General features: G+C 72.6%; 21 protein-coding genes. 8 read left to right on the top strand and 13 right to left on the bottom strand.

Features of this window, described 5'->3' with window-relative positions; translation table 11 throughout:
- Nucleotides 1-3: 3 nt before the first annotated feature.
- Nucleotides 4-867, bottom strand: coding sequence for a spermidine synthase (locus tag ACXET9_RS00760; protein ID WP_457883933.1), 864 nt, complete (start codon nt 865-867; stop codon nt 4-6).
- Here ACXET9_RS00760 and ACXET9_RS00755 point away from each other — a divergent pair.
- Entirely contained in the window at nt 866-1,441 is a 576-nt protein-coding gene (locus ACXET9_RS00755) for a GNAT family N-acetyltransferase (RefSeq protein WP_457883932.1), read from the top strand. The two genes, ACXET9_RS00760 and ACXET9_RS00755, sit on opposite strands and share 2 nt — an antisense overlap.
- Nucleotides 1,442-1,528: 87 nt before the next feature.
- Here ACXET9_RS00755 and ACXET9_RS00750 read toward each other — a convergent pair whose 3' ends face one another.
- From ACXET9_RS00750 to ACXET9_RS00740, 3 genes are all read right to left on the bottom strand, one after another.
- A complete protein-coding gene (locus ACXET9_RS00750; protein WP_457883931.1) occupies nt 1,529-2,170 on the bottom strand; it encodes a response regulator transcription factor in 642 nt (213 codons plus the stop codon).
- On the bottom strand, nt 2,158-3,477 hold the full coding sequence (locus ACXET9_RS00745) for a sensor histidine kinase (RefSeq protein ID WP_457883929.1): 1,320 nt from the start codon (nt 3,475-3,477) through the stop codon (nt 2,158-2,160). The genes ACXET9_RS00750 and ACXET9_RS00745 overlap by 13 nt, the downstream gene beginning before the upstream one ends.
- 120 nt (nt 3,478-3,597) lie before the next feature.
- Nucleotides 3,598-4,023, bottom strand: coding sequence for an SRPBCC family protein (locus ACXET9_RS00740; protein ID WP_457883927.1), 426 nt, complete (start codon nt 4,021-4,023; stop codon nt 3,598-3,600).
- A gap of 102 nt (nt 4,024-4,125) precedes the next feature.
- On the opposite strand from ACXET9_RS00740, the gene ACXET9_RS00735 reads away from it, so the two are divergent.
- Nucleotides 4,126-4,653, top strand: coding sequence for a PadR family transcriptional regulator (locus tag ACXET9_RS00735; RefSeq protein ID WP_457883925.1), 528 nt, complete (start codon nt 4,126-4,128; stop codon nt 4,651-4,653).
- A gap of 8 nt (nt 4,654-4,661) precedes the next feature.
- Nucleotides 4,662-5,597, top strand: a complete 936-nt coding sequence (locus ACXET9_RS00730) for an alpha/beta fold hydrolase (RefSeq protein WP_457883923.1) — start codon at nt 4,662-4,664, stop codon at nt 5,595-5,597.
- Here ACXET9_RS00730 and ilvD read toward each other — a convergent pair.
- Together ilvD and ACXET9_RS00720 are read right to left on the bottom strand one after the other, a co-directional pair.
- Complete coding sequence (gene ilvD / locus ACXET9_RS00725; protein WP_457883922.1) at nt 5,551-7,332, bottom strand: dihydroxy-acid dehydratase; 1,782 nt, start codon at nt 7,330-7,332, stop codon at nt 5,551-5,553. The two genes, ACXET9_RS00730 and ilvD, sit on opposite strands and share 47 nt — an antisense overlap.
- A 111-nt stretch (nt 7,333-7,443) precedes the next feature.
- On the bottom strand, nt 7,444-8,340 hold the full coding sequence (locus ACXET9_RS00720) for a sugar phosphate isomerase/epimerase family protein (RefSeq protein WP_457883920.1): 897 nt from the start codon (nt 8,338-8,340) through the stop codon (nt 7,444-7,446).
- Nucleotides 8,341-8,420: 80 nt separating this feature from the next.
- On the opposite strand from ACXET9_RS00720, the gene ACXET9_RS00715 reads away from it, so the two are divergent.
- The 5 genes from ACXET9_RS00715 to ACXET9_RS00695 all read left to right on the top strand — a co-directional run bounded on the left by ACXET9_RS00715 (nt 8,421) and on the right by ACXET9_RS00695 (nt 13,618).
- Nucleotides 8,421-9,056, top strand: a complete 636-nt coding sequence (locus ACXET9_RS00715) for a TetR/AcrR family transcriptional regulator (protein ID WP_457883918.1) — start codon at nt 8,421-8,423, stop codon at nt 9,054-9,056.
- A 288-nt stretch (nt 9,057-9,344) separates the two neighbouring features.
- Nucleotides 9,345-11,207, top strand: coding sequence for a molecular chaperone DnaK (gene dnaK / locus ACXET9_RS00710; RefSeq protein ID WP_457883916.1), 1,863 nt, complete (start codon nt 9,345-9,347; stop codon nt 11,205-11,207).
- Nucleotides 11,207-11,887 (top strand): nucleotide exchange factor GrpE, encoded by a 681-nt coding sequence (locus tag ACXET9_RS00705; protein ID WP_457883915.1) that lies wholly within the window; start codon nt 11,207-11,209, stop codon nt 11,885-11,887. The genes dnaK and ACXET9_RS00705 overlap by 1 nt, the downstream gene beginning before the upstream one ends.
- A gap of 160 nt (nt 11,888-12,047) precedes the next feature.
- Entirely contained in the window at nt 12,048-13,070 is a 1,023-nt protein-coding gene (locus tag ACXET9_RS00700; protein ID WP_457883913.1) for a DnaJ C-terminal domain-containing protein, read from the top strand.
- Nucleotides 13,071-13,180: 110 nt separating this feature from the next.
- Nucleotides 13,181-13,618: a heat shock protein transcriptional repressor HspR gene (locus ACXET9_RS00695; protein WP_457883911.1), complete on the top strand. Its 438-nt coding sequence runs from the start codon at nt 13,181-13,183 to the stop codon at nt 13,616-13,618.
- A gap of 69 nt (nt 13,619-13,687) precedes the next feature.
- On the opposite strand, the gene ACXET9_RS00690 is transcribed toward ACXET9_RS00695, so the two are convergent.
- The 7 genes from ACXET9_RS00690 to ACXET9_RS00660 all read right to left on the bottom strand — a co-directional run bounded on the left by ACXET9_RS00690 (nt 13,688) and on the right by ACXET9_RS00660 (nt 22,388).
- Complete coding sequence (locus tag ACXET9_RS00690; RefSeq protein WP_457883909.1) at nt 13,688-14,812, bottom strand: glycosyltransferase; 1,125 nt, start codon at nt 14,810-14,812, stop codon at nt 13,688-13,690.
- Nucleotides 14,809-15,750, bottom strand: coding sequence for a TVP38/TMEM64 family protein (locus ACXET9_RS00685; RefSeq protein WP_457883907.1), 942 nt, complete (start codon nt 15,748-15,750; stop codon nt 14,809-14,811). The genes ACXET9_RS00690 and ACXET9_RS00685 overlap by 4 nt, the downstream gene beginning before the upstream one ends.
- On the bottom strand, nt 15,747-17,018 hold the full coding sequence (locus ACXET9_RS00680; protein ID WP_457883905.1) for a glycosyltransferase family 4 protein: 1,272 nt from the start codon (nt 17,016-17,018) through the stop codon (nt 15,747-15,749). The genes ACXET9_RS00685 and ACXET9_RS00680 overlap by 4 nt, the downstream gene beginning before the upstream one ends.
- Nucleotides 17,019-17,214: 196 nt before the next feature.
- The gene (locus tag ACXET9_RS00675) at nt 17,215-17,724 is read right to left on the bottom strand and encodes a YbhB/YbcL family Raf kinase inhibitor-like protein (protein ID WP_457883903.1); all 510 of its coding nucleotides are present in this window, start codon (nt 17,722-17,724) and stop codon (nt 17,215-17,217) included.
- 105 nt (nt 17,725-17,829) lie between these two features.
- Nucleotides 17,830-19,137 (bottom strand): carboxylate--amine ligase, encoded by a 1,308-nt coding sequence (locus tag ACXET9_RS00670; protein ID WP_457884957.1) that lies wholly within the window; start codon nt 19,135-19,137, stop codon nt 17,830-17,832.
- A 101-nt stretch (nt 19,138-19,238) separates the two neighbouring features.
- Complete coding sequence (locus tag ACXET9_RS00665; protein ID WP_457883902.1) at nt 19,239-20,498, bottom strand: carboxylate--amine ligase; 1,260 nt, start codon at nt 20,496-20,498, stop codon at nt 19,239-19,241.
- A 180-nt stretch (nt 20,499-20,678) separates the two neighbouring features.
- Nucleotides 20,679-22,388 carry a glycoside hydrolase family 13 protein gene (locus ACXET9_RS00660; RefSeq protein WP_457883900.1) on the bottom strand — a complete coding sequence of 570 codons (1,710 nt, stop codon included), beginning with the start codon at nt 22,386-22,388 and terminating at the stop codon, nt 20,679-20,681.
- Nucleotides 22,389-22,485: the final 97 nt, after the last annotated feature.

Here is a 22,485-nt window from a genome sequence, read left to right as displayed (position 1 = left end):
GGCCTAGAGGCGCGAGTCCGCGAAGGCGAGCGCCTCCTGCGGATCCAGCACGGCCGCCGGATGCGGACCGGCGGCGCGCCAGACCGCCCGCCGCTCCTCCATCCGCGGGGAGGCGAGGGCCGGTCCGGCCAGCAGCACCATGTTCCCGTCCGACGGGCGGGTGAGCAGGGTGGCGTCCGTCAGCATCCAGGGGCCGGGCAGTCCGCACCGCAGGCAGGCGGCGTCGAGCGCCCGCAGCTGGCGCGCGATGAAGCGCTGGGCGGAGTCGTCGCCGACGTTGACCAGCAGCAGCCCGTCCTCGGCGAGGTGCCCGAGGGCCTCGACCAGGAAGTCCTCGCCGGTCAGATGCGCGGGGGACTCCTCGCCGGAGAACACGTCCAGCACGATCGCGTCGAAGGTCTCGCCCTCGCGTGCGGCGAGGCGCTCCCGCGCATCGCCGATCTCGATCCCGAGCTCCGTGCCCGGCGGCAGCGGGAGCGCGTCGGTCACCAGCGTCGGCAGCTCCCGCTCGATTTCGATCACGAGCTGCGCGGATCCGGGCCGGGTCGCCTGCACGTAGCGGGCGAAGCTGAGCGCTCCCGCCCCCAGGTGGGCGATGGAGAGCGGTGCGCCGGCGGGCCAGCAGGCGTCGATCGCGTGCCCCATCCGCGCGAGGTACTCATGGGTGAGGCGGCGCGGATCGGCGAGGTCGACATGCGACTGCTCGAGGCCGCCGAGCTCGAGCACCCAGCCGCCGCGGACCCGGTCGGGCACGATCTCGGCGATGCGGTCGGAGAAGCTCAGATGCACGCTGCGGCGCGACGCGGACGGACGGGATGAGGACATGAGGACCAGTATCCCGGAGGAGCCGGGGGACACTGCGAGCATGCAGCGTTCTCCTGACCCCGCTCCTGACCCCGCTCGTGGCCCCGCTCCTGGCTCCGCACCCGGCGCTCCCGCCCTCCTCGCCGATCGGCTCGAGATCGGGGGCCGCGTCCTGTCCGTCGCCCGCGCTCGGGCCGCGGACCTCCCCGAGCTCGTCGCGCTGCTCGCCGACGACGTGCTCGGTCGCGAGCGTGAGCTCAGCGGCGAGCACGAGGGGGAGGATCTCGCGCCGTACGAGCGCGCCTTCGCCGCGATCGACGCCGATGCCGAGCACCATCTGCTCGTCGTCGTCCGCGACGAGGACGGGGCGCTCGCCGCGACGCTGCAGCTGACCCTGCTGCCCTCGCTGTCCCGCGGCGGGGCGACGCGGCTGCAGATCGAGGCGGTGCGGGTGGCCTCCGGCCTGCGAGGCGCCGGCCTCGGGACGGCGCTGCTGGACCGGGCGCACGAGTGGGGCCGCGCGCAGGGAGCGACCCTCGCCCAGCTGACCACCGACCGCGCCCGCCCCGACGCGCACCGGTTCTACGAGCGCGTCGGCTACACCGCGAGCCACGTGGGGTTCAAGAGGACCCTGTGACGGAACGGGTGCGCTCGCACCTCCGAGGGCCTCCTCGACGCCCGACGCCCGACGCTCGCCGTCCGCAGGCAGCTCGGAGCTCGCCGCTCAGCGTCCCAGGAGCGTCAGCACGGCGGCCACCCGGCGGTTCACGCTCGCGTCCTCGCTGAGGCCGAGCTTCGCGAACAGCCGCTGCGTGTGCTTCTCGACGGCGCCGCCGCTGATGAACAGCCGCTCCGAGATCCCGGCGTTCGTGAGGCCCTCGCCCATCAGCTCGAGCACCTCGCGCTCGCGCGCGGTGAGGTCGTCCAGCGGGGTGCGGCGGCGGGAGGAGATCACCTGCGCCACCACGTCCGGGTCGATCGCGACTCCGCCGGCGGCGACCCGCTCGATCGAGGCGAGGAACGAGGGGATGTCGAACACGCGGTCCTTGAGCAGATACCCCGTCGCCTGCTCCCCGGACTCGATGAGCTCGGTCGCGTAGCCGACCACCACGTACTGGCTCAGCAGCACGATCGGGGCCTCCGGCCATCGCGTCCGGATCTCCTGGGCGGCGCGCAGCCCCTCGTCGCTGTGGGACGGAGGCATCCGGATGTCGGAGACGACGAGGTCCGGCCGCAGCTCGAGCGCCCGCACCACCAGCTCGGTGCCGGTGGCGGCGGTGCCGACCACCTCATGATCGGCCTCCTCCAGCACCAGCCGCAGTCCCTCGCGGATGAGCGCCGAGTCGTCGGCGATCAGGACGCGCACGGGATCACCGCCTCGATCCTGGTGCCGCCCCCGGGCGGCGAGGAGACCGTCAGCCGACCCTCGAGCGAGGCGACGCGACCCGCCAGCCCCGCCAGTCCGCCGCCGGTGCGCAGCGCGGCGCCCCCGCGTCCGTCGTCCTCGATCCTCACCCGGGCATCATCCCCGATCCGGGTGACCTCCACCAGGACCGACTGCGCCCCGGAATGCTTGGCGGCGTTGGTGAGCGACTCGGAGACGACGTAGTAGATGCCGATCTCGACGTGCTCGGGAAGGTCCAGGACGGGGCATTCGACGACGGCCGGGACCGGCGAGATCGCGGCCAGCTCGGTGAGAGCGGCGGGGAGCCCGCGATCCACCAGCACCGGCGGGGCGATGCCTCGGGAGAGGCGACGCAGGTCGTCGAGCGTCAGGCCGAGCTGCTCGCGGGTCTCGCGCAGCACCGCCTGGGCCTTCTGGGGATCCTTCGCCGCGAGCGACTCCACCCTGGCGAGGTCCATCGACGCCCGCACCAGGCGCTGCTGCGGACCGTCGTGCAGGTCCCGCTCGAGGCGGCGCAGGGCGGCGGACTCGGCGGAGCGGCCCGCGGCGCGCGACTCCTCGGTGCGCAGCAGACGCTGCTGCTCCTGGTACCGCGAGCTCAGCAGGCCGCGAGCCACCCCGCGGTGCGCCGCCGCGAGCCCGCGCACGACGGGTCCCAGCGTGAGCAGGAAGACCAGGCCGATGCAGAACTGCAGAGCGAGATCCGCCGGGAGGGTGAACGGTGCGGGGACGCCCAGCAGCTCGCCGAGCCCGCCGGTCTCCGACGGCGGGAGCACCCGGTCCAGGATCAGCGTCGCGACGGGCCCGCCGATGGTCGCGATCGCACCGACCGTCCAGGCCGCGGCCAGGGGGAAGGTGACCAGGGCGAGCAGGAAGCTGACCACCACCCACAGCGTGTCGAGCCAGCGCTGGGGATCGGCCAGCGGCGCGAGCAGACGACGGAACCGGCCGGCGCCCGACGGGGGTCGCACCGGAGCGGGCGTCGGCAGATCGGTGCCGAGGAGCGCGGACTGCACCGCACGCCCGGCGGCGGCGAAGCCCTTCGCGACCAGCACGGCGAGGACCAGGATCGGCAAGCCGACCCAGACGATCACGGTGGAGACCCCGGCGGCGAGCAGGGCGATGACGAGGGAGAAGCCGATCGCCCCGATCACCACGGTGAGGAGGCCGTAGGCGAGGAAGCCTCCGATGCGGGCGGCCCAGCGGCCGACCGACCGCTGCCGGGAGGGTGCGGTCTCGAGGGTCTGCGCCGTGCTCATCGTGGTCATATCCCTACTGTGGCGGAGCAGGAGCGTCCGGGCGATCCGGTCAGCGGGCCAGGCGGTGTCGGGCTGGCCCGACACCGCGGGCCCGGCATGGTGGTTCCGTCATTCCTCGCACCGCTCCCGTCACCGCTGTTCGCAGACCGCCTTGAGGCGCGCGAGGTCCGCGGCCACCGCGGCCGCGTCCCCGTCGAACTCCTCCACGCTCATCGCCGCGCGGCGGAGGGTGAACACCACCTCGCAGCGGCCCTCGTCGAGCGGCAGCACCCGCAGCGGGTTCAGCACCGATGCGCCGTCGGGCAGAGTCACGGTGTGGTCCAGCACCCCGTGCTCGTTCTCGGGGGCGAAGCTGACCAGCACCTGGCCCATGGGCGAGCTCATCGACCACTGCGTCCCCTCCCGACGCACCTCGCTGCCGGCGAGACCGGCCGCCCAGCGCGGCAGGTTCCGGGGGTCGCTCGCGTACTCGTACACCTCGCGCCAGGGGCGGTCGATGACGATGTCGAGATGACGGGAGGCCGCGGTGCCGCTCTGCTGCGCGCTGTCGTGCATAGCGGCGACGCTAGCAGGGGCGGCCGACAGGATTGACCGGTCCGTCGAGGACCGGAGAACGACTGGTTGACATTGCACCTAGGTGCAATATGGACTAGTGGCATGGCCCTCGCACGCATCATCCTCGGCTTCCTCGCCCTGTCCCCGATGACGGGATACGACCTCAAACGGCACTTCGACACCTCGGTGCGGCACTTCTGGTGGGCCGACAAGTCGCAGATCTATCGCGCGCTCGCGACGCTGGTCGCCGACGGTCTCGCGGAGATCGAGACCGTCCCCGGCCAGGGCGCGCCGGACCGTCAGGTCCACCGCATCACCCCGCGCGGACGGGAGGCGCTGAAGGAATGGCTGGCCGCGCCCCCGGAGCGCCGGAGCGCGCGGCACCCGTTCCTGGCACGGCTGTTCTTCGCCGACGACCTCGAGGAGGGGCGCCTGCGGGAGATGCTCGCCGAGCGCCGCGCGGCGGTCGCCGAGCAGCTCGCCGGCTACGAGCGGATGCTCCCCGAGGTCCGCGCCGAGGCCGAGGGCGATCGCGCCGGAGCGCTCCGCCTCGCCACTCTCGACCACGGCATCCGCCATGCCCGCGCCGAGCTCGACTGGCTTGACGACACCGCCGAGGCCCTCGCATGAGCCCGCGCGTGAGCCCTCGCAGGAACCCTCGCACTGGAGTCCCCGCGCTCGGCGACTACCCGGAGCTCCATCCCTCCGCGCGCGTCGAGGCGCCGTCGGAGCGCGTCGACGCGGCGTCGCAGCCGGGCGGGCCCGACGAACCCGACGAGCGCGACGAGCCCGTCGTGCTCCTGCACGGCGGGACCGTCGCGGGCTGGATGTGGGCGGAGCAGGTCGAGGCGCTCCGGGATCGCACCGTGCTCGCCCTGGACCTGCCCGGCTTCGGGCATCGCGCTGCGGAGAGCTGGCCCGGTCTCGAGGCGACGGCCGACGACGTCCGCGCGCGCGTGCGCGCGCTCGGGGTGGACGGCCCCTTCCATCTCGTCGGGCTCTCGCTCGGCGCGATCGTGGCGCTGCGCGTCGTGGCGCGGCATCCCGAGGCCGTGCTGTCGACCTTCGTGACCGGGACGATCGTCGCCCCGGTGGGGCGCGCGACCCGTCTGAGCGCGCGTCTGCAGCTCGCGCTGCGGGACGCGCGCTGGTTCTGGGCCCTGCAGGCGCGGGCCTACGGCCTGGACGCGGAGGGACGGGAGCGGTTCGTCGCGCACGCGCTCACCCTGCGCCGCGACAACACCGTCGCGATCACCGCCGAGGCCTATGCGGGCGGCCTGCCCGCCGGCCTCGGCCCCGGCTCCGGCCGGATCCTCGCGATCGCCGCGGAGCACGACCCGGCCTCGATCCGCGCCTCCCTCGCCCTCATCGGCGCCGTCGCGCCCCAGGCCGTGCTGCGGATCGCACCGCGCATGCACCACGTCTGGAACGCGCAGGACCCCGATCTCTTCACCGGGGTCCTGCGCGCCTGGCTGCGCGGCGAGGTCGACCCGCGGCTCACGGACCCGCCGCACGCGGCCGTCGGCCTCAGTCCCCGAGGATCGCGCCCCGCGAGGCGGACTGCACGAGCTTGACGTACTTGCCCAGCACGCCCTTGGTGAACTTCGGCGGCAGCGGCTCCCATCCGGTGAACCGGGCGGCGATCTCCTCGGGCTCGACCAGCAGGTCGAGCCGGCCGCTGCCGACGTCCAGGCGGATCCGGTCCCCGTCGCGGACGACGGCGATCGGCCCGCCGTCCACGGCCTCGGGGGCGATGTGCCCCACGCACAGCCCCGTGGTGCCTCCGGAGAAGCGGCCGTCGGTCATCAGCAGCACGTCCTTGCCGAGCCCCGCGCCCTTGATCGCCCCGGTGATCGCGAGCATCTCGCGCATCCCGGGCCCGCCCTTGGGGCCCTCGTAGCGGATGACGACCACGTCGCCGTGGTCGATGGTGCCGTCGGCCAGGGCGTCCAGCGCATGCTGCTCGCGCTCGAAGACCCGCGCCGTGCCCTCGAAGACGTCCTCCTCGAAGCCCGCGGACTTCACCACCGCGCCGTCGGGGGCGAGGGAGCCGTGCAGGATCGTGATCCCGCCGGTCGGGGCGATCGGCGCGGAGGCGGAGCGCAGGACCTTCCCGTCGGCGGGCCGCGGGGAGAGCGCCTCGAGGTTCTCGGCGATCGAACGCCCGGTGACGGTCGCGCAGTCGCCGTCGAGCAGGCCCTCGTCCAGGAGGGTCTTCATGACGACCTGGATCCCGCCGACGTGGTCGACGTCGTTCATGACGTAGCGGCCGTAGGGCTTGAGGTCGGCGAGGTGCGGGACCTTCGCACCGATCCGTGCGAAGTCCTCGAGGGTGAGGTCGACGTCGGCCTCATGGGCGATCGCCAGCAGGTGCAGCACGGCGTTCGTGGATCCGCCGAAGGCCTGCACGACCGCGATCGCGTTCTCGAAGGCCGGCTTGGTCATGATGTCCCGGCTCGTGGTCCCGGCACGCAGGAGGCCGACGACCGCCTCGCCGGCGCGGCGCGCGTCGGCGTCGCGGCGGCGGTCGGCCGACGGCGGGGTCGCCGAGCCCGGGATCGACATGCCGATCGCCTCGGCGACCGTGGCCATCGTGTTGGCGGTGTAGAAGCCGCCGCAGGCGCCCTCGCCGGGGCAGATGGAGCGCTCGATGCGGCCGACGTCCTCCCGGCTCATGAGCCCGCGGGCGCACGCGCCCACGGCCTCGAAGCCGTCGATGATCGTCACGTCCTTCTCCGTGCCGTCGGAGAGGGAGGCGCGGCCGGGCATGATCGTGCCCGCATAGACGAACACGCTCGCGAGGTCCAGGCGCGCCGCGGCCATGAGCATTCCCGGCAGGGACTTGTCGCAGCCGGCGAGCAGGACCGTGCCGTCCAGCCGCTCGGCCTGCACGACCGTCTCGACGCTGTCGGCGATGAGGTCCCGCGAGACGAGGGAGTAGTGCATGCCGTCGTGGCCCATGGAGATCCCGTCGGACACCGAGATGGTGCCGAACTGCAGCGGATAGCCGCCGCCCGCGTGGACGCCGTCCTTCGCGGCCTGCGCCAGCCGGTCCAGGGACAGGTTGCACGGGGTGATCTCGTTCCACGAGCTGGCGATGCCGATCTGCGGCTTCGCCCAGTCCTCGTCGCCCATGCCCACCGCCCGCAGCATCCCGCGGGAGGCGGTCGCCGCCAGCCCGTCGGTCACCTGCCGGCTGCGCGGCTTGATGTCCGGTCTGCCGCCTGCTCCGCCGCCAGCTCCGCCGTCCGGGGCGGTGCCTCCGGTCGTGCCGCCGCTCACTCCGCTGAAGTCTCCGTCGACGCTCATGATGCGAGCGTAGGCCCGCGCGGGCGCGGGCGATAGGTCGCCGACGGAACCGACGGCCGACCGGTCCAGCGGCCGGCCGTCGGCAGGGGTGATCGGCCAGCGGCAGGGCGGTCAGGCGGCGGGGCGCTGGGAGGCGACCCAGCGGGCGCAGGCGCGGGCGCTGTCGAGCGGAGGCTGGATGTCCCCGCGGTCGACCTCCACGACGATCGTGCCGTCGAAGTCGTCGCCGAGGGCCGCCCAGAGGCCCGCGTAGTCGATGTCGCCGCGACCGGGCTCGATCCACAGGCCCGACAGGACGGTCTCCTGGTAGCTGAGTCCCTCGGCGACGGCGCGGTCCCGCACGTCGCGGCGCAGGTCCTTGACGTGCATGCCGCGGACGCGGTCGCGATGCTCGGCGATGAGGGCGACCGGGTCGTCGCCGACCCAGCTGAGGTGGCCGACGTCGGGGCCGAGCCCGAGGAGGGCGGGATCCACCCGGTCGAGGACGTGGCGGGCCTCGTCGGCCGTCTCGATCCAGGTCCCGACGTGCGGATGCAGGATCGGGAGCACGCCTTCGGCGGTGACGACCTCGCCGATGCGCACGAGCAGATCGGACAGGCGGTCCAGGCGCGCGGGGTCCGCGTCGGCGCCGACGGCGGGGCGGGCCGTGCGCGGGGCCGAGAAGTCGACGCCGGGGAGCACGAAGATCTCCCGCAGCCCGAGCTCGGCGTATCCGAGGGCGGCCTCCCGGAAGCTCGCGAGGGTCCGCTCGAGAGGCATCCCGTGCTCCGGCAGGGAGAAGGCGAAGGTGCCGGGGGCCGGGACGAGGCCGGCGTCGCGGATCATCGCGCCGTACTCGGTGGCGGAGAGCTCCGGCGGGACGCGCGTGTGCACCGCCTCGAAGCCGGCCTCGCGGACCTGGCCGAGCAGCGTCGGCCAGGGCCCGCCGCGGGTCCAGTCGAGGCCGCCGTCCTCGGTCGCGAACCACTGCAGGGGGTTGAGAGCGACGAGCGCGCTACTGGGGATCATGAGGGTCCTCTCCTTCGGGGACGGGAACGTCCCCAAACTATACAGAACGTCTAGTTACTGTCCGGACCTAGACTGCCGCCATGAGGCCGAGCTCGAGGAATGCCCTGGTGGACGCCGCGAAGGCGCTCGTGATCGAGGGCGGGATCGCGGCCCTGACCTATGAGGAGGTCGCCGCGCGCGCGGGCGTCACCCGGGGCGGCGCGACCTACCACTTCCCGCAGCGCGAGGAGCTGCTGCGGGCGGTCTGCGCCTCCTTCGCCGCCGACCTCGAGGCCGCCCTCGCGGAGCTGCTGCCGACCTCCGTCGAGGAGTCGACGCCGCTCGAGCGGGCCCGCGCCTATCTCGAGCACAGCGCACTCCCCGGCGGGATCTTCCTCTACGCCTTCGTCACCGACCCCGAGGTGAGAGCCCTGGATCCCAACCCCTGGGATGAGGTGCTCGCGCGCTGGCTGCCGCCGGTCCCCGGCGCAGGGGTGAGCGGGGGTGCTGACGGGGGTGCCGATGAGGCGGAGGAGGCCTTCGTGCTGCGGGTGCTCGCGCACGGCATCTCCGCCTATCGGGCGCTCGCCGGTGAGGACATGGGGGAGCGCGGACGGCGGATCCTGCTGCGGCGCGCGCTCGGCGGCGGTTCTGGCGGTGGCGGTGGCGGTGGCGGTGGCGGTGGCGGTGCTGGCGGTGGCGATGCCGACGGCGGCGATGCCGGACGGGATGCCTGAGTGCGAGGCGTCGGCGATTCGGCACCTTTCTGTGAGCCGCGACACTCATCGCTCTCTCGGGAATGCTGTGGTCCTGCCGTAAGTTGAGTCGGGTGTACTCAAGTTCGATGCGTCGTGGATTGACAACCAGCCGCCGTCGGATCTGTACTTGAGCCGTTGTCCACGCACCTGACGTCGGCCCCCAGCGGCCGGCGGAGCCGGACGGCGACCCCTGGAGACCGGGGGCGTCCGACGGCGATGCACGAACCAGGGCGGTGCGCCGAGCGCGCCGCAGAAAGGCAGGCACCCATGTCCCGTGTCGTCGGAATCGACCTCGGCACCACCAACTCCGCCGTCGCCGTCCTCGAGGGCGGTCAGCCCACCGTCATCGCGAACGCCGAGGGCGCCCGCACCACCCCGTCGGTCGTGGCCTTCTCCAAGCAGGGAGAGGTCCTCGTCGGCGAGCTCGCCAAGCGCCAGGCCGTCACCAACGTCGACCGCACCATCGCCTCCGTCAAGCGCCACATGGGCACCGACTGGACGCAGGAGATCGACGACAAGAAGTACACCCCGCAGGAGATCTCGGCCCGCACCCTGGGCAAGCTGAAGAAGGACGCGGAGTCCTACCTCGGCGAGGCCGTGACCGACGCGGTCATCACCGTCCCCGCCTACTTCTCGGACTCCGAGCGCCAGGCCACCAAGGACGCCGGCACGATCGCCGGCCTCAACGTCCTGCGCATCATCAACGAGCCCACGGCCGCGGCCCTCGCCTACGGCCTCGAGAAGGGCAAGGACGACGAGCAGATCCTCGTGTTCGACCTCGGCGGCGGCACCTTCGACGTGTCCCTCCTCGAGGTCAGCAAGGACGAGGACGGCTCGACCATCCAGGTCCAGGCGACCGCCGGCGACAACCGCCTCGGCGGCGACGACTGGGACCAGAAGATCGTCGACTGGCTGATCTCGCAGGTGAAGAACAAGGACGGCGTGGACCTGGGCAAGGACCGCATCGCCCTGCAGCGCCTCAAGGAGGCCGCCGAGCAGGCGAAGAAGGAGCTGAGCTCCTCGACCTCCACCTCGATCTCGCTGCAGTACCTGTCGATGACCGAGAACGGCCCGCTGCACCTCGACGAGAAGCTCACCCGCGCGCAGTTCGAGGACATGACCTCGGATCTGCTCGAGCGCACCAAGGCCCCCTTCCACCAGGTCATCAAGGACGCGGGCATCTCCGTGTCCGACATCGACCACGTGGTGCTCGTCGGCGGCTCGACCCGCATGCCCGCGGTGACCGAGGTCGTCAAGGAGCTCACGGGCGGCAAGGAGCCCAACAAGTCCGTGAACCCGGACGAGGTCGTCGCCGTCGGCGCCGCGCTGCAGGCCGCCGTCATCAAGGGCGAGCGCAAGGACGTCCTGCTCATGGACGTCACCCCGCTCTCCCTCGGCATCGAGACCAAGGGCGGCGTGATGACCAAGCTCATCGAGCGCAACGCCGCCATCCCGACGAAGACCTCCGAGGTGTTCTCCACCGCCGAGGACAACCAGCCCTCCGTCGCGATCCAGGTGTTCCAGGGCGAGCGCCAGTTCACCCGCGACAACAAGCTCCTGGGCACCTTCGAGCTGACCGGCATCGCGCCGGCCCCGCGCGGCATCCCGCAGGTCGAGGTCACCTTCGACATCGACTCCAACGGCATCGTGCACGTGACCGCGAAGGATCGCGGCACCGGCAACGAGCAGTCCATCCAGATCACCGGCGGGTCGGCCCTCTCCAAGGAGGACATCGACCAGATGATCAAGGACGCCGAGGCCCACGCCGCCGAGGACGAGGAGCGCCGCAAGAACTCCGACGCCCGCAACACCCTCGAGCAGCTCGTCTACCAGGGCGAGAAGCTGCTCAAGGACAACGCGGACAAGATCGCCGACGCCGACCGCACCAAGGCCGAGGACGCGATCAAGGAGTCCAAGGAGGCGCTCGCGCAGGAGGACGCCTCCACGAGCGATCTCGAGGCCAAGCGCGACACCCTCAACGAGGCCCTGCAGGCCGTCGGCACCGCGATCTACGCGCAGGCGCAGGACGGCGCCGAGGGTGCCGAGAGCGCGGAGGGCGCCAGCGCATCCTCCGACGATGAGGACGTCGTCGACGCCGAGATCATCGACGAGGACGAGGAGAAGAAGTGATGTCCGAGGACCGGAGCACTCCCGACGACGCACAGCGCCGCGAGGGCGAGCCGCGGTTCTCCTTCACCGACAAGCGCAAGGTCGATCCGACGGACGGCAGCGTCCGTCCGTCGGAGGCCGACGCCGCCGGCCAGCCGGGTCAGGCCGACCCGGCGGCCGCCGACGCGCCGGTCGACCCGATCGACGCCGAGGCCGCGAAGCTCTTCGAGCAGGCGGCCGCGGGCGAGGACGGGGCGGGCGATGCCCGCATCGCCGAGCTCGAGGCGCAGGTCGCGGCCCTCTCCGAGGAGCTCAAGCGCGAGCAGGCGGAGTACGTCAACTCCCGTCGTCGCATCGAGGCCGCCTCGGAGGTCGCCAAGGAGGCCGCCGTCGGTCGTGTGATGGCCTCCCTGATCGGCGTCCTCGACGACGTCGAGCTGGGGCGCCGCCATGGCGACATCGCCGAGGGCACCCCGTTCCACGCGATCGCCGGCAAGCTCGAGGAGGTCCTCGCGGGCCAGGGCCTGCAGCGCTACGGCGCCGAGGGCGAGGAGTTCGATCCGACCCTCCACGAGGCCCTGATGCACGAGGACTCCGCCGACGCCGAGACCACGACGATCTCGCTCGTCATGCAGCCCGGCTACCGCCTGAACGAGCGCATCCTGCGCCCGGCTCGGGTCGGGACCCGCGGCCCCGCCTGACAGACGGACCGTCCGACGGGACCGGGCCGCCCGCGAGGGCGGCCGCCACGGCGGCGGGCCCGCCCGGCCATGAGGCCGGGCGGGCCCTGCCCCGTCCCCAGCATTCCCCGTCGACGACCCACCCATCCCACCCACGCTCCCGGAAGGAGGCGCAGCACATATGTCCTCACAGGATTGGCTCGACAAGGACTTCTACGCGGTCCTCGGCGTCTCGAAGGACGCGGACGCGCAGGCGATCAAGAAGGCGTACCGGAAGAAGGCCAAGGAGCTGCACCCGGATCGCCATCCCGACGACCCCACCGCCGAGGACCGCTTCAAGCAGGCGGGCGAGGCGTACTCGGTCCTCAACGATCCCGAGCAGCGCAAGCAGTACGACGCGATCCGCGCCATGGGCGCCGGCGGCGCGCGCTTCAACGCCGGTCAGGGCGGCCCCGGCGGGGCCGGCTTCGAGGATGTCTTCTCCTCCATGTTCGGAGGCCAGGGAGGCTTCCCCGGAACCTCCGGCGGCGGTGCCGGCTCCGGTGCCGGGAACCCCGATATCGACGACATCCTGCGGATGTTCGGCGGGGGAGCCGGCGGGGGAGCCGGGTTCGGCGGGGGATTCCCCGGCGGCGCGCCGCGCCCGCCCGCCAAGGGCGAGGACATCTCCGCGCGCACCCGCATCTCCTTCCGCGACGCCGCTCTCGGCACCGAGCTGACGCTCTCCGTCGAAGGCCGCAGCATCACCACCCGCATCCCGGCGGGCGTCCACGACGGCCAGAAGATCCGGCTGCGCGGCAAGGGCCGTCGCGGCCAGGGCTCGGCCCCGGCCGGCGACCTGCTCCTCGCCCTCGACGTCGAGCCGCACCCGGTCTGGACGGCCGACGGCGCGAACCTCCGCATCACCGTCCCCGTCGCCTATGACGAGGCAGTGCTCGGCACGACCCTCGAGGTTCCGCTGCTCGAGGGCGGTTCCGTGAAGCTGAAGGTCGCCCCGGGCACCCCGTCCGGCCGCGTCCTGCGCGCCCGCGGCAAGGGGCTGAAGACCGCGAGGACGACGGGCGACCTGCTCGTCGAGATCGCCGTCGCCGTGCCCTCGTCGGCGGATGACCGGGTCCGCGCGGCGGTCGAGGAGCTGCGCGATGTCCTCGCCGAGGCGGGCGAGGATCCGCGCGCGGGACTGGCCGACGCGGCCGCGCGCTGACATCCTGGCGCGAGGGAGGACGACCGCAGCATCCGGCGCGCACCGCGCGCACCGACCCGGAATCCGTCCCCGACCCGGACCCGGAACCCGACCCGGAAGGAGCATCCCCGATGGCCACGCCGCATCGTCTCGATGAGCACGCCCCCGTGTTCGTGATCTCGGTGGCGGCGGAGCTGTCGGGGATGCACCCGCAGACCCTGCGCCAGTACGACCGGCTGGGCCTGGTCTCGCCGCGCCGCACGGGCGGTCGCGGTCGCCGCTACAGCGTCCGCGACATCGCCACGCTCCGGGAGGTCCAGCGGCTCTCCCAGGAGGACGGGATCAACCTCGCCGGCATCAAGCGAATCCTCGAGCTCCAGGACGAGGTCGCCGCGCTCTCCGCGCAGCTGGACAAGGTCTCCGAGGCGCTCGAGAAGCTCTCCCCGCAGGCCCGGCGCGTGTTCGCGGCCGACGCGAGCGGAGAGATCAGCGCTCTGCGCCGCGGGGAGCGCCCGCGGCGCCGGCCCGGCGGGGCGATGGTGCTGTGGAGGCCCGGCGGCGGTCGCTGAGGCTGCGTCCCGCGGAGCGGAGGGGACCGTGCCCCGCGGAACCGCTGGGACCGCGCCCTGACGGATGGCTCAGCCGAGGGTCTCGGTGTAGATCGCCTCGAGGTCCTCGGCCACGCGGCGCAGGTCGACGGCCTCGGCGGTGCGGCGCCCGGCGGGGCGCAGATCCGGGAGGTCGCCGTCCAGCAGGGCCTCCAGCCGACGGACGACATCGGCGGCGAAGCCGGGTCCGTCGCCGTCGACATGATGGGCGGCGACCCCGTCGGGCACCATGTCCCGGTAGATCTCGATGCCGCGGACCAGCGCCGGCGCCCCGCAGGCGAGCGCCTCGAGCAGGACGATCCCCTCGGTCTCCTCCTTGGTGAGGAAGCAGAAGGCGTCGGCCCCGCAGTAGGCCTCGCGGAGCGTCGCCGCGTCCACGTACCCGGGGAACAGCGCGTTCGGCGGGGCGGAGGCGATCGCGCGCTGGACCTCGGAGGTCAGCAGCGCCGCATCGGTCCGGCCGTACCAGACGAAGGTCGTCCCCGGCATCGACCGGGCCACCTCGACCCAGTCCAGGATGCCCTTGCGCACCAGCTGCATGCCGACGCTCACCACGACGCGTGCGTCCTCGGCGAGCCCGAGGCGATCGCGCAGGCGACCGCGCGCCGAGGCGTCGGGATGGAAGAACGCGGTGTCCACGCCGTTGGACAGGACCCGGATCGGGGCGGTGATGCCGTACTTCGGGGCGGAGATCAGGCGCTTCGCATACGCGGTCGGGGTGACGACGGCGTCGCCGCGCCGGTACAGCAGAGCGATCCAGCGGCGGAACAGCGGCGCGAGGGCGTTCGACCCGGGGAAGGAGTCGCGGAAGTCGTCCTCCGTGGAGTGCGCCCACATGAGCACCGGCCGACGGCGCAGCCGCGCCCAGGCGGCCATCAGCAGGGTGTCCGGGAAGGGCGTGTTGAGGTGGACGACGTCGAAGCGGGAGAACGGGTTCGTCACGGTCCGGTGGCCGAGGCTCTCGACGATCTCCTGCTGGTGGCGCATGGCCGCGCCGATGCCCGACTGGCCGGCCAGCCGGCTGAGGCCGCGGGGCATCAGCACCCGCAGGCTCCGTGTCGGGGAGGCCGTCCCGTCCTCGCCGACTGCGCCGGCATCGGGTGCGCCGGCATCGCACGCGGAGGCGCCGGGCGCGGCGGGGACGACGGCGCTCACCACGGGAGGACCTTCATCAGCAGGGCGGAGACGCCCAGACCGTAGGCGATCAGCGACCAGGGCTTGCAGGTCAGGATGATCAGCACATAGGTGCGCCAGCGCATCTTGGTGGTGCCGGCGAGGTAGCAGAGCAGGTCGTCGGGGGCGACGGGGAGCACGATCGCGGTCGCGAAGGCGCGCGCGAAGTGGGGGCTGCGCGTCCAGCCGAGGAACTTCTCGACGGTCTTCGGGGCGAACATCCGCTCGATGAGATCGAGGCCGACGCGCCGGGCGATGATGAAGTTCAGCAGCGAGCCGGTGCACACGGCGATGTAGTTCAGCAGCGTCCCCTCGACGGCGCCGAACAGCACCGGTCCGGCGATCACGAGGAGCCCGCCGGGAACCACCGGGAAGATCACAGAGGCGATCGACACCACCAGGAAGACGAGGGGGCCGAAGGCGCCCAGGGAGTCGATGTACGCCTGCAGGTTCTCGAGGGACTGCAGGACCCCGCTCTGCCAGCCCCAGAGGACCAGGCCGATGCTGACCAGCAGCCCGAGGATCGGGCTGAAGCGGGCGGCGATCCGGAGGGGATCCCGGCGCACCGGAGCCTCGAGGGCGGTCGCCTCGGCGACGGCGTTCCCCTCGGAGACCGCGGATCCCGCGGCGAGGGAGGTCCCCTCGGCGACGGTCGTCGACCGGTGACGCGCCGTCGAGCGGTTCGCCTCCGACGCGCGCTGCGGCAGGGTCGGCAGAGTCGGCAGGGAGATCGTCCTCAGCGTCGTGAGGCGGCCGATCCTCCCCAGACGATCCGCGGTCGAGGTGCGCTCGCCCGTCGGGCGGAGGACGGGCCGGCGGATGCTGACCCGGGGGACCGCACCGGTGACGGCACCGGTGACGGCGCGGGCGGTCGAGGAGGGGGACGGGACGGGCCGCATGGCTCCTGTGCTGGTGCTCATGCCGCCACCGCCTGACGACGGGGCGCGAGGATGGGCCCGCGGTGCTGCGGTGCGCGGCGGCTCTCGAGGCAGCCGTGGTAGGTCGAGAGCACGGCCCGGCCGAAGGCGGCGGAGCTGCAGGTCGCCTGCGCATGCTCGACGGCCGCGTCGGACATCTGCGCGCGCAGCGCAGGATCGTCGAGCAGCGCCGCGGCGCGGCGGACGAACTCGTCGGCGTCCTCGTACTGCCAGCCGGTCCGTCCGTCGACCACGACATGCGCGAGCGAGGGGTCACGGCGGCACAGCAGCGGGAGGCCGCTGGCCATCGCCTCGATGAAGGTCAGGCCCTGGGTCTCGCTGAGCGAGGCGGAGACGAACAGATCGCCGATCCGGTACCAGCGCTGCACCTCGGCGGGATCGACGATCCCCGCGAAGCGCACGCGCTCCGAGATGCCCAGGCGCTCGGCATGATCGGCGAGCTCATTGCGATAGGGACCGTCGCCGACGAGCACCAGGACGGCGTCGTCGCGATCGATCACCGCGAAGCGCTCGAGCACCTCGTCGAGGTTCTTCTCCTTCGCGAGGCGCGCGACGGACAGCACGACCTTCTGATCAGCACGGATGCCGAGGCTCGCGCGGAGGGAGGCCGCGTCGGCGCGCTCCGCGGCGGTGCGTGCGGGGCGGAAGCGCTCGAGGTCGAGGCCCGTGGGGATCACGTGCATCGGACGGTCCACGCCGTAGCCGTCGAGGATGTCGGCGACCTTGCGGGTCGGGACGACCACCGCGTCCGTGCGATCGAGGACCTTGCGGGAGAAGGCCTGGACCACCTTGCGGCCGACGGTGCGGCTGGGCGAGTAGTAGTGCGTGTAGTCCTCGTAGATCGTGTGGTAGGTGTGCACGAGCGGCACGTCCAGCTGGCGGGCGATGCGGCGGGCCCACACGTAGGTGGAGAACTCGCACTGCGAGTGCACGATGTCGGGACCCCACGCGAGGATCTCCTTGAGGACCCGGCGCGAGGCCATCATCGCGACCCGCGCGCGGTCGTAGACCATCGAGGCGTTGACGGAGCCGAGCCGGTACACGCCCTCCTCGCTGCGGGTGCGGATGCCCGGGGAGAGCGTCAGCACGCGCACATCGCAGCCCAGCGCCTGCAGCTCGCGGCGCAGCGTGGTCACGGAGGCGACGACCCCGTTGACCACGGGTTCCCACCAGTCGGTCGTGATCAGCACGCGCAGCGGCCGGGCGGACGGCTGCGGGGGAGCGGGACGGCGCATGCGGAAGGTCTTCACGCTTCGAGCATGGCACTCGGCGCGGCCGGCGTCGTCCGTCGAGCGGAGGAGAGAGGTCAGACCGTGGTCTGATCCTGACTCCGCGCTCTGATCCCGATGGCTCGTCGTGGTGCTCATGTCTCCGAGACTACGCACAGCCTCACAGGGGCGGCATGGGGCATGCCGGTCACGTCGCGGAGTGTTTCCCCCTGGTGCTTCAGGGCGTCACCTGATAAGAGGCTGTGATCGAGGTGGAGGCCAGCTGCTGGGTGAAGATCGCGAAGCGGGTGCCGACGTGAGGGGCCGCGGGATCGGCGCCGAGGGTCTCCACCGGGAGAGCGTGCACGGTGAAGACATAGCGGTGGGGCATGCCCGCCGGCGGCTCCGGGCCGTCGTAGCCGGTGCGGCCGAAGTCGTTGACGGCCTGCGGCAGCGCGGCATCGTCCCGGGCGACGCCGAGCGGGAGCGAGGCCGTCGAAGCGGGGATGTCCCAGGCGATCCAGTGCCAGAAGCCCGACCCCGTCGGGGCGTCGGGATCGAAGCAGGTGACCGCGAAGGAGCGGGTGCCCTCGGGAGCCCCCGTCCAGGAGAGGTCCGGGGAGAGGTTCTCGCCGCCGAGGTCCTCGACGAGCTGCTGCGGGGCGATCGTCGATCCGGCCGGCATGGCGGACGAGGACAGGAGGAAGGTGGAGTCCTCGTCGCCCCCGCGATGTGTGTTCTGCGTCATGCCCTCAGCGTAGCCCGGGCCGCGCGGTCGGGCGCGGCGATCCGGAGCCGCGCCCGGCGATCCGGTGCCGCGCCCGGCGATCCGGTGCCGCGCCCGGCGCGGTGATCAGAAGCCGTGGGCCGACGGGCGGGGGTAGTGCTGCAGGAACTTCTTGACCTGGTTGGCCTTCGCCGCGGCGACATAGGCGCTGCGACGGGTGCCCTCCACGGAGTAGGCCAGCGGGTGCACGGTACGGTGCTTGCCGATCTCGCGCACGCGATCGCGCAGCGCCGGGTCGAGGATGTAGCGGCGCAGCAGGCCCCACGGGACGATCGAGTACAGGATCTCCTCGCGGGGGGTGATCCGTTCGATCTCGCGCTGCTCCACGAAGTCGGCGACGACCGGCAGGGCCACATTCGCCCCGGCCGCGGTCATGTAGTAGTTGTTGCGCCCGATCCGGGGATTGACCTCGAAGAACTTCGCGATGCCGTCACGGGGATCGACCTTGACGTCGAAGTTCGCGAAACCTCGGTAGCCGGTGTGCCGGAGGAACGCGACCGACTGCTCGAGGACGTCCCCGAGATTCGTGGTGAACATGGCGGCCGGGTTCCCGAGCGCGCCCGGGGTGTGCTCCTCGAGCAGCACGTGCGCGCCGCCCAGCAGGGTCACCTCGCCGCGACGGTCGACGTACGCGGTGACCGAGAGCATCGCGGTGTCGTCGCCGGGGATCATCTCCTGGACGACGAAGCGGTCCGTGTAGCCCGCCTCGCGCAGACGGTCCACCAGGATCTCGAGCTCCTCCCGGGAGGAGATCTCGAAGACCTTGCGCTTGCCGGGGAAGGACACCGCCGAGTACGCCGAGGAGCGCGATGCCTTCGCGACCACCGGGAATTCCCAGGCGATCTCGGGGACCGCCGGGCGCGCGCCGGCGGCGAAGTCCAGCACGATCGTCTCCGGCGTCGGGACGCCGATCTCCGCGCAGCGCTCGGCGAAGGTCGCCTTGTCGGCCACGGCCTCGAGCACGTCGTCGTCCAGCAGCGGCAGATGGTAGTAGGCCCCGAGCCGCTCGCGCTCGGAGGCGATCAGGGCCACCAGGAAGTCGGCGTTGGCCAGCAGGATCGGGCGCGCGGCCCCGGGCTTGGCCGCCTTCTGGGCTCCCACCTCGAGCAGCGCGTCCACCATCGCGGACTCGTTCGCCGAGGAGCCGAGCTCGACCGTCCGCACGATCCGCGAGTCCGCCACCGGACCCGAGACCGAGCGCGTGACGACCGTCGAGACGATGCCGAAGCGCTCGTGGAACGCGCGGGCGAGCGCGTACACGCCGATGTCCCCGCCCAGCAGGACGAGGTCGACGTCCGTCGGCGAGGCGATGCCGCCGACCGGGCGGAACGGATGCGGTGCGGGCGTCGTGGACGGGGCGTCGGACGGGGCCATCACGGACCTGGCCTTTCGGAGGGGACGGAGCGGTGGACGGACAGGAGCGGCGGAGCCGAGGGGTGCCGACGGAGCCGACGGGCGCCGGCGGGGCCGACGGTTCAGAAGCCGGTCTCGGTGGGGCGCGGGTAGACCTTGCGGAACTTGCGGACGAAGTTGGCGCCGGAGACGACCGAGTACGCGCGCATCCACAGCCCCTCGGGACCGTACCGGAAGGGATTGCGCAGCGAGGTGCGCGCCACCGAGCGGACGTGCGCCCTCAGCGCCGGATCCAGCACGTAGGAGAGCACCAGGCGCAGCGGCAGGATCGTGTACAGCACCGGCCGCGTCACCACGACCTGGTCGATGTCGCGGCCGTGGACGCGGTCCTCGACGACATGGCGGGCCACGGACTCGCCGGTCGCGGTCACGTAGTAGTTGTTGCGGCCGATCCGCGGGTTGATCTCGAAGAAGCACTCGCGGCCGGTGCGCGGGTCGACCTTCACATCGAAGTTCGCGAAGCCGACGTAGTCGACGGCGTCGAGGAACCGCTCCGCGGCCTCCGTGAGGGAGGGGAAGGACCCGGTGACCATCGCAGCCGGACGGCCCAGGGCATCGGGGGTGTGCTCGCCCAGGAGGACCTGCGCGGCGCACAGCAGGGTGACCTTCCCGCGGCTGCTGCGGTAGGCGGTGATGGAGCGCTCGGCGGTGTCGTCCCCGGGGATCAGCTCCTGGAAGAGGAAGCGCCCGGTGAAGCCCGCAGCGCGCAGGCGGCGCACGAGGTCGAGATGCGCCTCGGGGGACTCGAGGAAGAAGACCTTGCGCTTGCCGGGGAAGGAGACGTGGTGGTACTCGGCGGTGTTGGCGGCCTTGCCGACGACCGGGTACTCCCAGGGCAACGGCTCCTCGCCGTTCCAGTCCTCGGCCCCGGCCTGCGCGAAGTCGACGACGACCGTCGGCACCGTCCCGATGCCGAGCTCCTCGCACAGCTGCGCGAACTCGGCCTTGTCGGCGAGGCGGGCGAGCAGCGCGCCGTCGACCTGCGCGAGGAGGTAGCAGCGCTCGAGCTCCTCGCGGTAGCGGTCGATGAAGGCGATCAGCGAGTCGGCATTGGTCAGCAGCAGCGCCGGGCGGCCGGCGGGCCGGCGCGCGGCGAGATCGAGCAGCGCGTCGCGCATCTGCTCGTCGGTCGCCTCGGGCCCGAGCACCAGCTGGTCGGTGGTCACGGTGCGCTCGTTCATGGCGACCGGGGTCCGCACGACCGTGGTGCATCGCATCCCGTACTGCTGGTGGAAGGCGATCGTGAGGTTCAGGGAGTTCAGGCCCGCACCGAGGACGACGACGTCGAAGCCGGGATCGACCGGCGAGGGGATGGACTGCATGAGGCGATCCTAAGGCGCGTGACGGGGAAGGACCTCGGAGCCGGGCGGCTCCGAGGTCCGACGTGACGAGCGCGACGCCCGGTCGCGACGGATCACAGGATCCGACGCGACCGGGCGTCGCGACGATGCGGGGTGCGGGCCGGTGCGCTGCGCGGGCCCGCACGGCCCGCAGGGGGTGTCTCAGGCGGTGCGCAGCCAGAGGGCGGAGTTCGACGGGGCGGTGCCCGCCGCGGCCGGGGCGGAGGCGACGAGGACCTCGGCCTCCGCGAGCGCTCCGGGCAGGGCGACGTCCGCATCGGTCGTGTTCACGAGGACGGTCACGTCGCCGCGGACGACGCCGAGGAGACCCTCGGGAAGGTCCTCGACGAACGTGACGGCCGCGTCGGGGCGGCCGAGGCCGAGCTCCCGGCGCAGGGCCAGGCCCGCGCGGTACATCTCGAGGGTCGATCCCTCGACGCCGGCCTGCGCGTCGGCGGCGAGCTCGCCGAAGACCGCGGGCTGGGGCAGCCAGCTCTCGCCGGAGGGCGAGAAGCCGTAGGCGGGGGCGTCCTTCTCCCAGGGGAGCGGGACGCGGCAGCCGTCGCGCCCGGGCACGCCGGCGCGGTGGTGCGAGGGATCCTCGCGCAGCTCGTCGGGGATCTCGGAGACCTCCGGCAGGCCGAGCTCCTCGCCCTGGTAGAGGTAGGCCGAGCCCGGGAGGGAGAGCATCAGCAGGGTCGCGGCGCGGGCGCGGCGCAGGCCGAGCTCCGCATCGGGGACCTCGTCGCGGCGCAGGCCCTCGCCGAAGGAGTAGCCGTGCTCGAAGCCGTAGCGGGAGGCATGGCGGATGACGTCGTGGTTGGAGAGGACCCAGGTGGTGGGGGCGCCGACGGCGTCGGCCAGGGCGAGCGGCTTCTCGATCGCCCTACGCATGGTCTCCACGCTCCAGCCGGCCTGCAGGAAGCCGAAGTTGAAGGACTGGTGCGCCTCGGCGGGGCCGATGTAGCGGGGGAGGCGATGCTCGGGGATCCAGGCCTCGAGGACCATCATGCGGTCGCCCTCGTAGGAGTCGAGGATCGGGCGCCACTCGCGGTAGATCTCCAGCACGCCGTCGTTGTCGAAGTAGACGGGGACCTCGCCCTCGGGGATGTCGATCAGGCCCTCGGAGTTGACCGCGGCGTCGGGCAGGCCCTCGGGCTTGACCATGCCGTGGGCGACGTCGACGCGGAAGCCGTCGGCCCCGCGGTCCAGCCAGAAGCGCAGCACGTCGCGGAAGAGCTCGTGCACGGCCTCGTTCTTCCAGTTCCAGTCGGGCTGGGTGGTGTCGAAGATGTGCAGGTACCACTGGCCGGGGGTGCCGTCGGCCTCGGTCACGCGGGTCCAGGCGGAGCCGTGGAAGATCGAGGTCCAGTTGTTCGGGGGCAGCTCGCCGTCCTCGCCCTTGCCCTCGGCGAAAATGTAGAGGTCGCGCTCGGGGGAGCCGGGACCGGCCGCGAGGGCCTTCTGGAACAGCTCGTGCTGGTCGGAGGAGTGGTTCGGGACGATGTCGACGATGACCTTCAGACCCAGCTCGTGGGCGCGGGCGATGAGCTCATCGGCGTCGGAGAGGGAGCCGAAGCGGGGATCGACGTCGGTGTAGTCCGAGACGTCGTAGCCGCCGTCGTTCTGCGGCGAGGTGTAGAACGGCGAGAGCCAGAGGGCGTCGACGCCGAGGTCGCGCAGGTAGGGCAGGCGCGCGGTGATGCCGGGGATGTCGCCCATCCCGTCGCCGTCCGAGTCGGCGAAGGAACGGGGATAGACCTGGTACACGACGGCGTCGCGCCACCACTGGAGGGCCTGCTCGCTGCCGGCGAGGTCGGCGGTGCGGGTGAGGTCGGCCGCGGGGGAGGCGGGGGACGTCTGCGTGGTCATGGTGGTCCTTCCGATGGAGCGTGGACGCCGTGCGGCGTCCGGGACCCGGCCGCAGGAGCGGCGCGGGCGAGAGCGATGGATTCTGGTCTGGTGCGGG

Source organism: Brachybacterium netajii (SeqCode), assembly GCF_054114245.1.
This window is presented reverse-complemented; position numbering and strand designations above follow the sequence as displayed.

Coding starts and splice junctions, on each gene's coding strand:
- dnaK (WP_457883916.1), top strand. CDS start 9,345: ATGTCCCGTGTCGTCGGAATCGACCTCGGCACCACCAACTCCGCCGTC.
- ACXET9_RS00695 (WP_457883911.1), top strand. CDS start 13,181: ATGGCCACGCCGCATCGTCTCGATGAGCACGCCCCCGTGTTCGTGATC.
- ACXET9_RS00740 (WP_457883927.1), bottom strand. CDS start 4,023: ATGCACGACAGCGCGCAGCAGAGCGGCACCGCGGCCTCCCGTCATCTC.
- ACXET9_RS00660 (WP_457883900.1), bottom strand. CDS start 22,388: ATGACCACGCAGACGTCCCCCGCCTCCCCCGCGGCCGACCTCACCCGC.
- ACXET9_RS00760 (WP_457883933.1), bottom strand. CDS start 867: ATGCTCGCAGTGTCCCCCGGCTCCTCCGGGATACTGGTCCTCATGTCC.
- ACXET9_RS00700 (WP_457883913.1), top strand. CDS start 12,048: ATGTCCTCACAGGATTGGCTCGACAAGGACTTCTACGCGGTCCTCGGC.
- ACXET9_RS00685 (WP_457883907.1), bottom strand. CDS start 15,750: ATGAGCACCAGCACAGGAGCCATGCGGCCCGTCCCGTCCCCCTCCTCG.
- ACXET9_RS00670 (WP_457884957.1), bottom strand. CDS start 19,137: ATGGCCCCGTCCGACGCCCCGTCCACGACGCCCGCACCGCATCCGTTC.
- ACXET9_RS00720 (WP_457883920.1), bottom strand. CDS start 8,340: ATGATCCCCAGTAGCGCGCTCGTCGCTCTCAACCCCCTGCAGTGGTTC.
- ACXET9_RS00665 (WP_457883902.1), bottom strand. CDS start 20,498: ATGCAGTCCATCCCCTCGCCGGTCGATCCCGGCTTCGACGTCGTCGTC.
- ACXET9_RS00755 (WP_457883932.1), top strand. CDS start 866: ATGCAGCGTTCTCCTGACCCCGCTCCTGACCCCGCTCGTGGCCCCGCT.
- ilvD (WP_457883922.1), bottom strand. CDS start 7,332: ATGAGCGTCGACGGAGACTTCAGCGGAGTGAGCGGCGGCACGACCGGA.
- ACXET9_RS00715 (WP_457883918.1), top strand. CDS start 8,421: ATGAGGCCGAGCTCGAGGAATGCCCTGGTGGACGCCGCGAAGGCGCTC.
- ACXET9_RS00705 (WP_457883915.1), top strand. CDS start 11,207: ATGTCCGAGGACCGGAGCACTCCCGACGACGCACAGCGCCGCGAGGGC.
- ACXET9_RS00675 (WP_457883903.1), bottom strand. CDS start 17,724: ATGACGCAGAACACACATCGCGGGGGCGACGAGGACTCCACCTTCCTC.
- ACXET9_RS00735 (WP_457883925.1), top strand. CDS start 4,126: ATGGCCCTCGCACGCATCATCCTCGGCTTCCTCGCCCTGTCCCCGATG.
- ACXET9_RS00745 (WP_457883929.1), bottom strand. CDS start 3,477: ATGACCACGATGAGCACGGCGCAGACCCTCGAGACCGCACCCTCCCGG.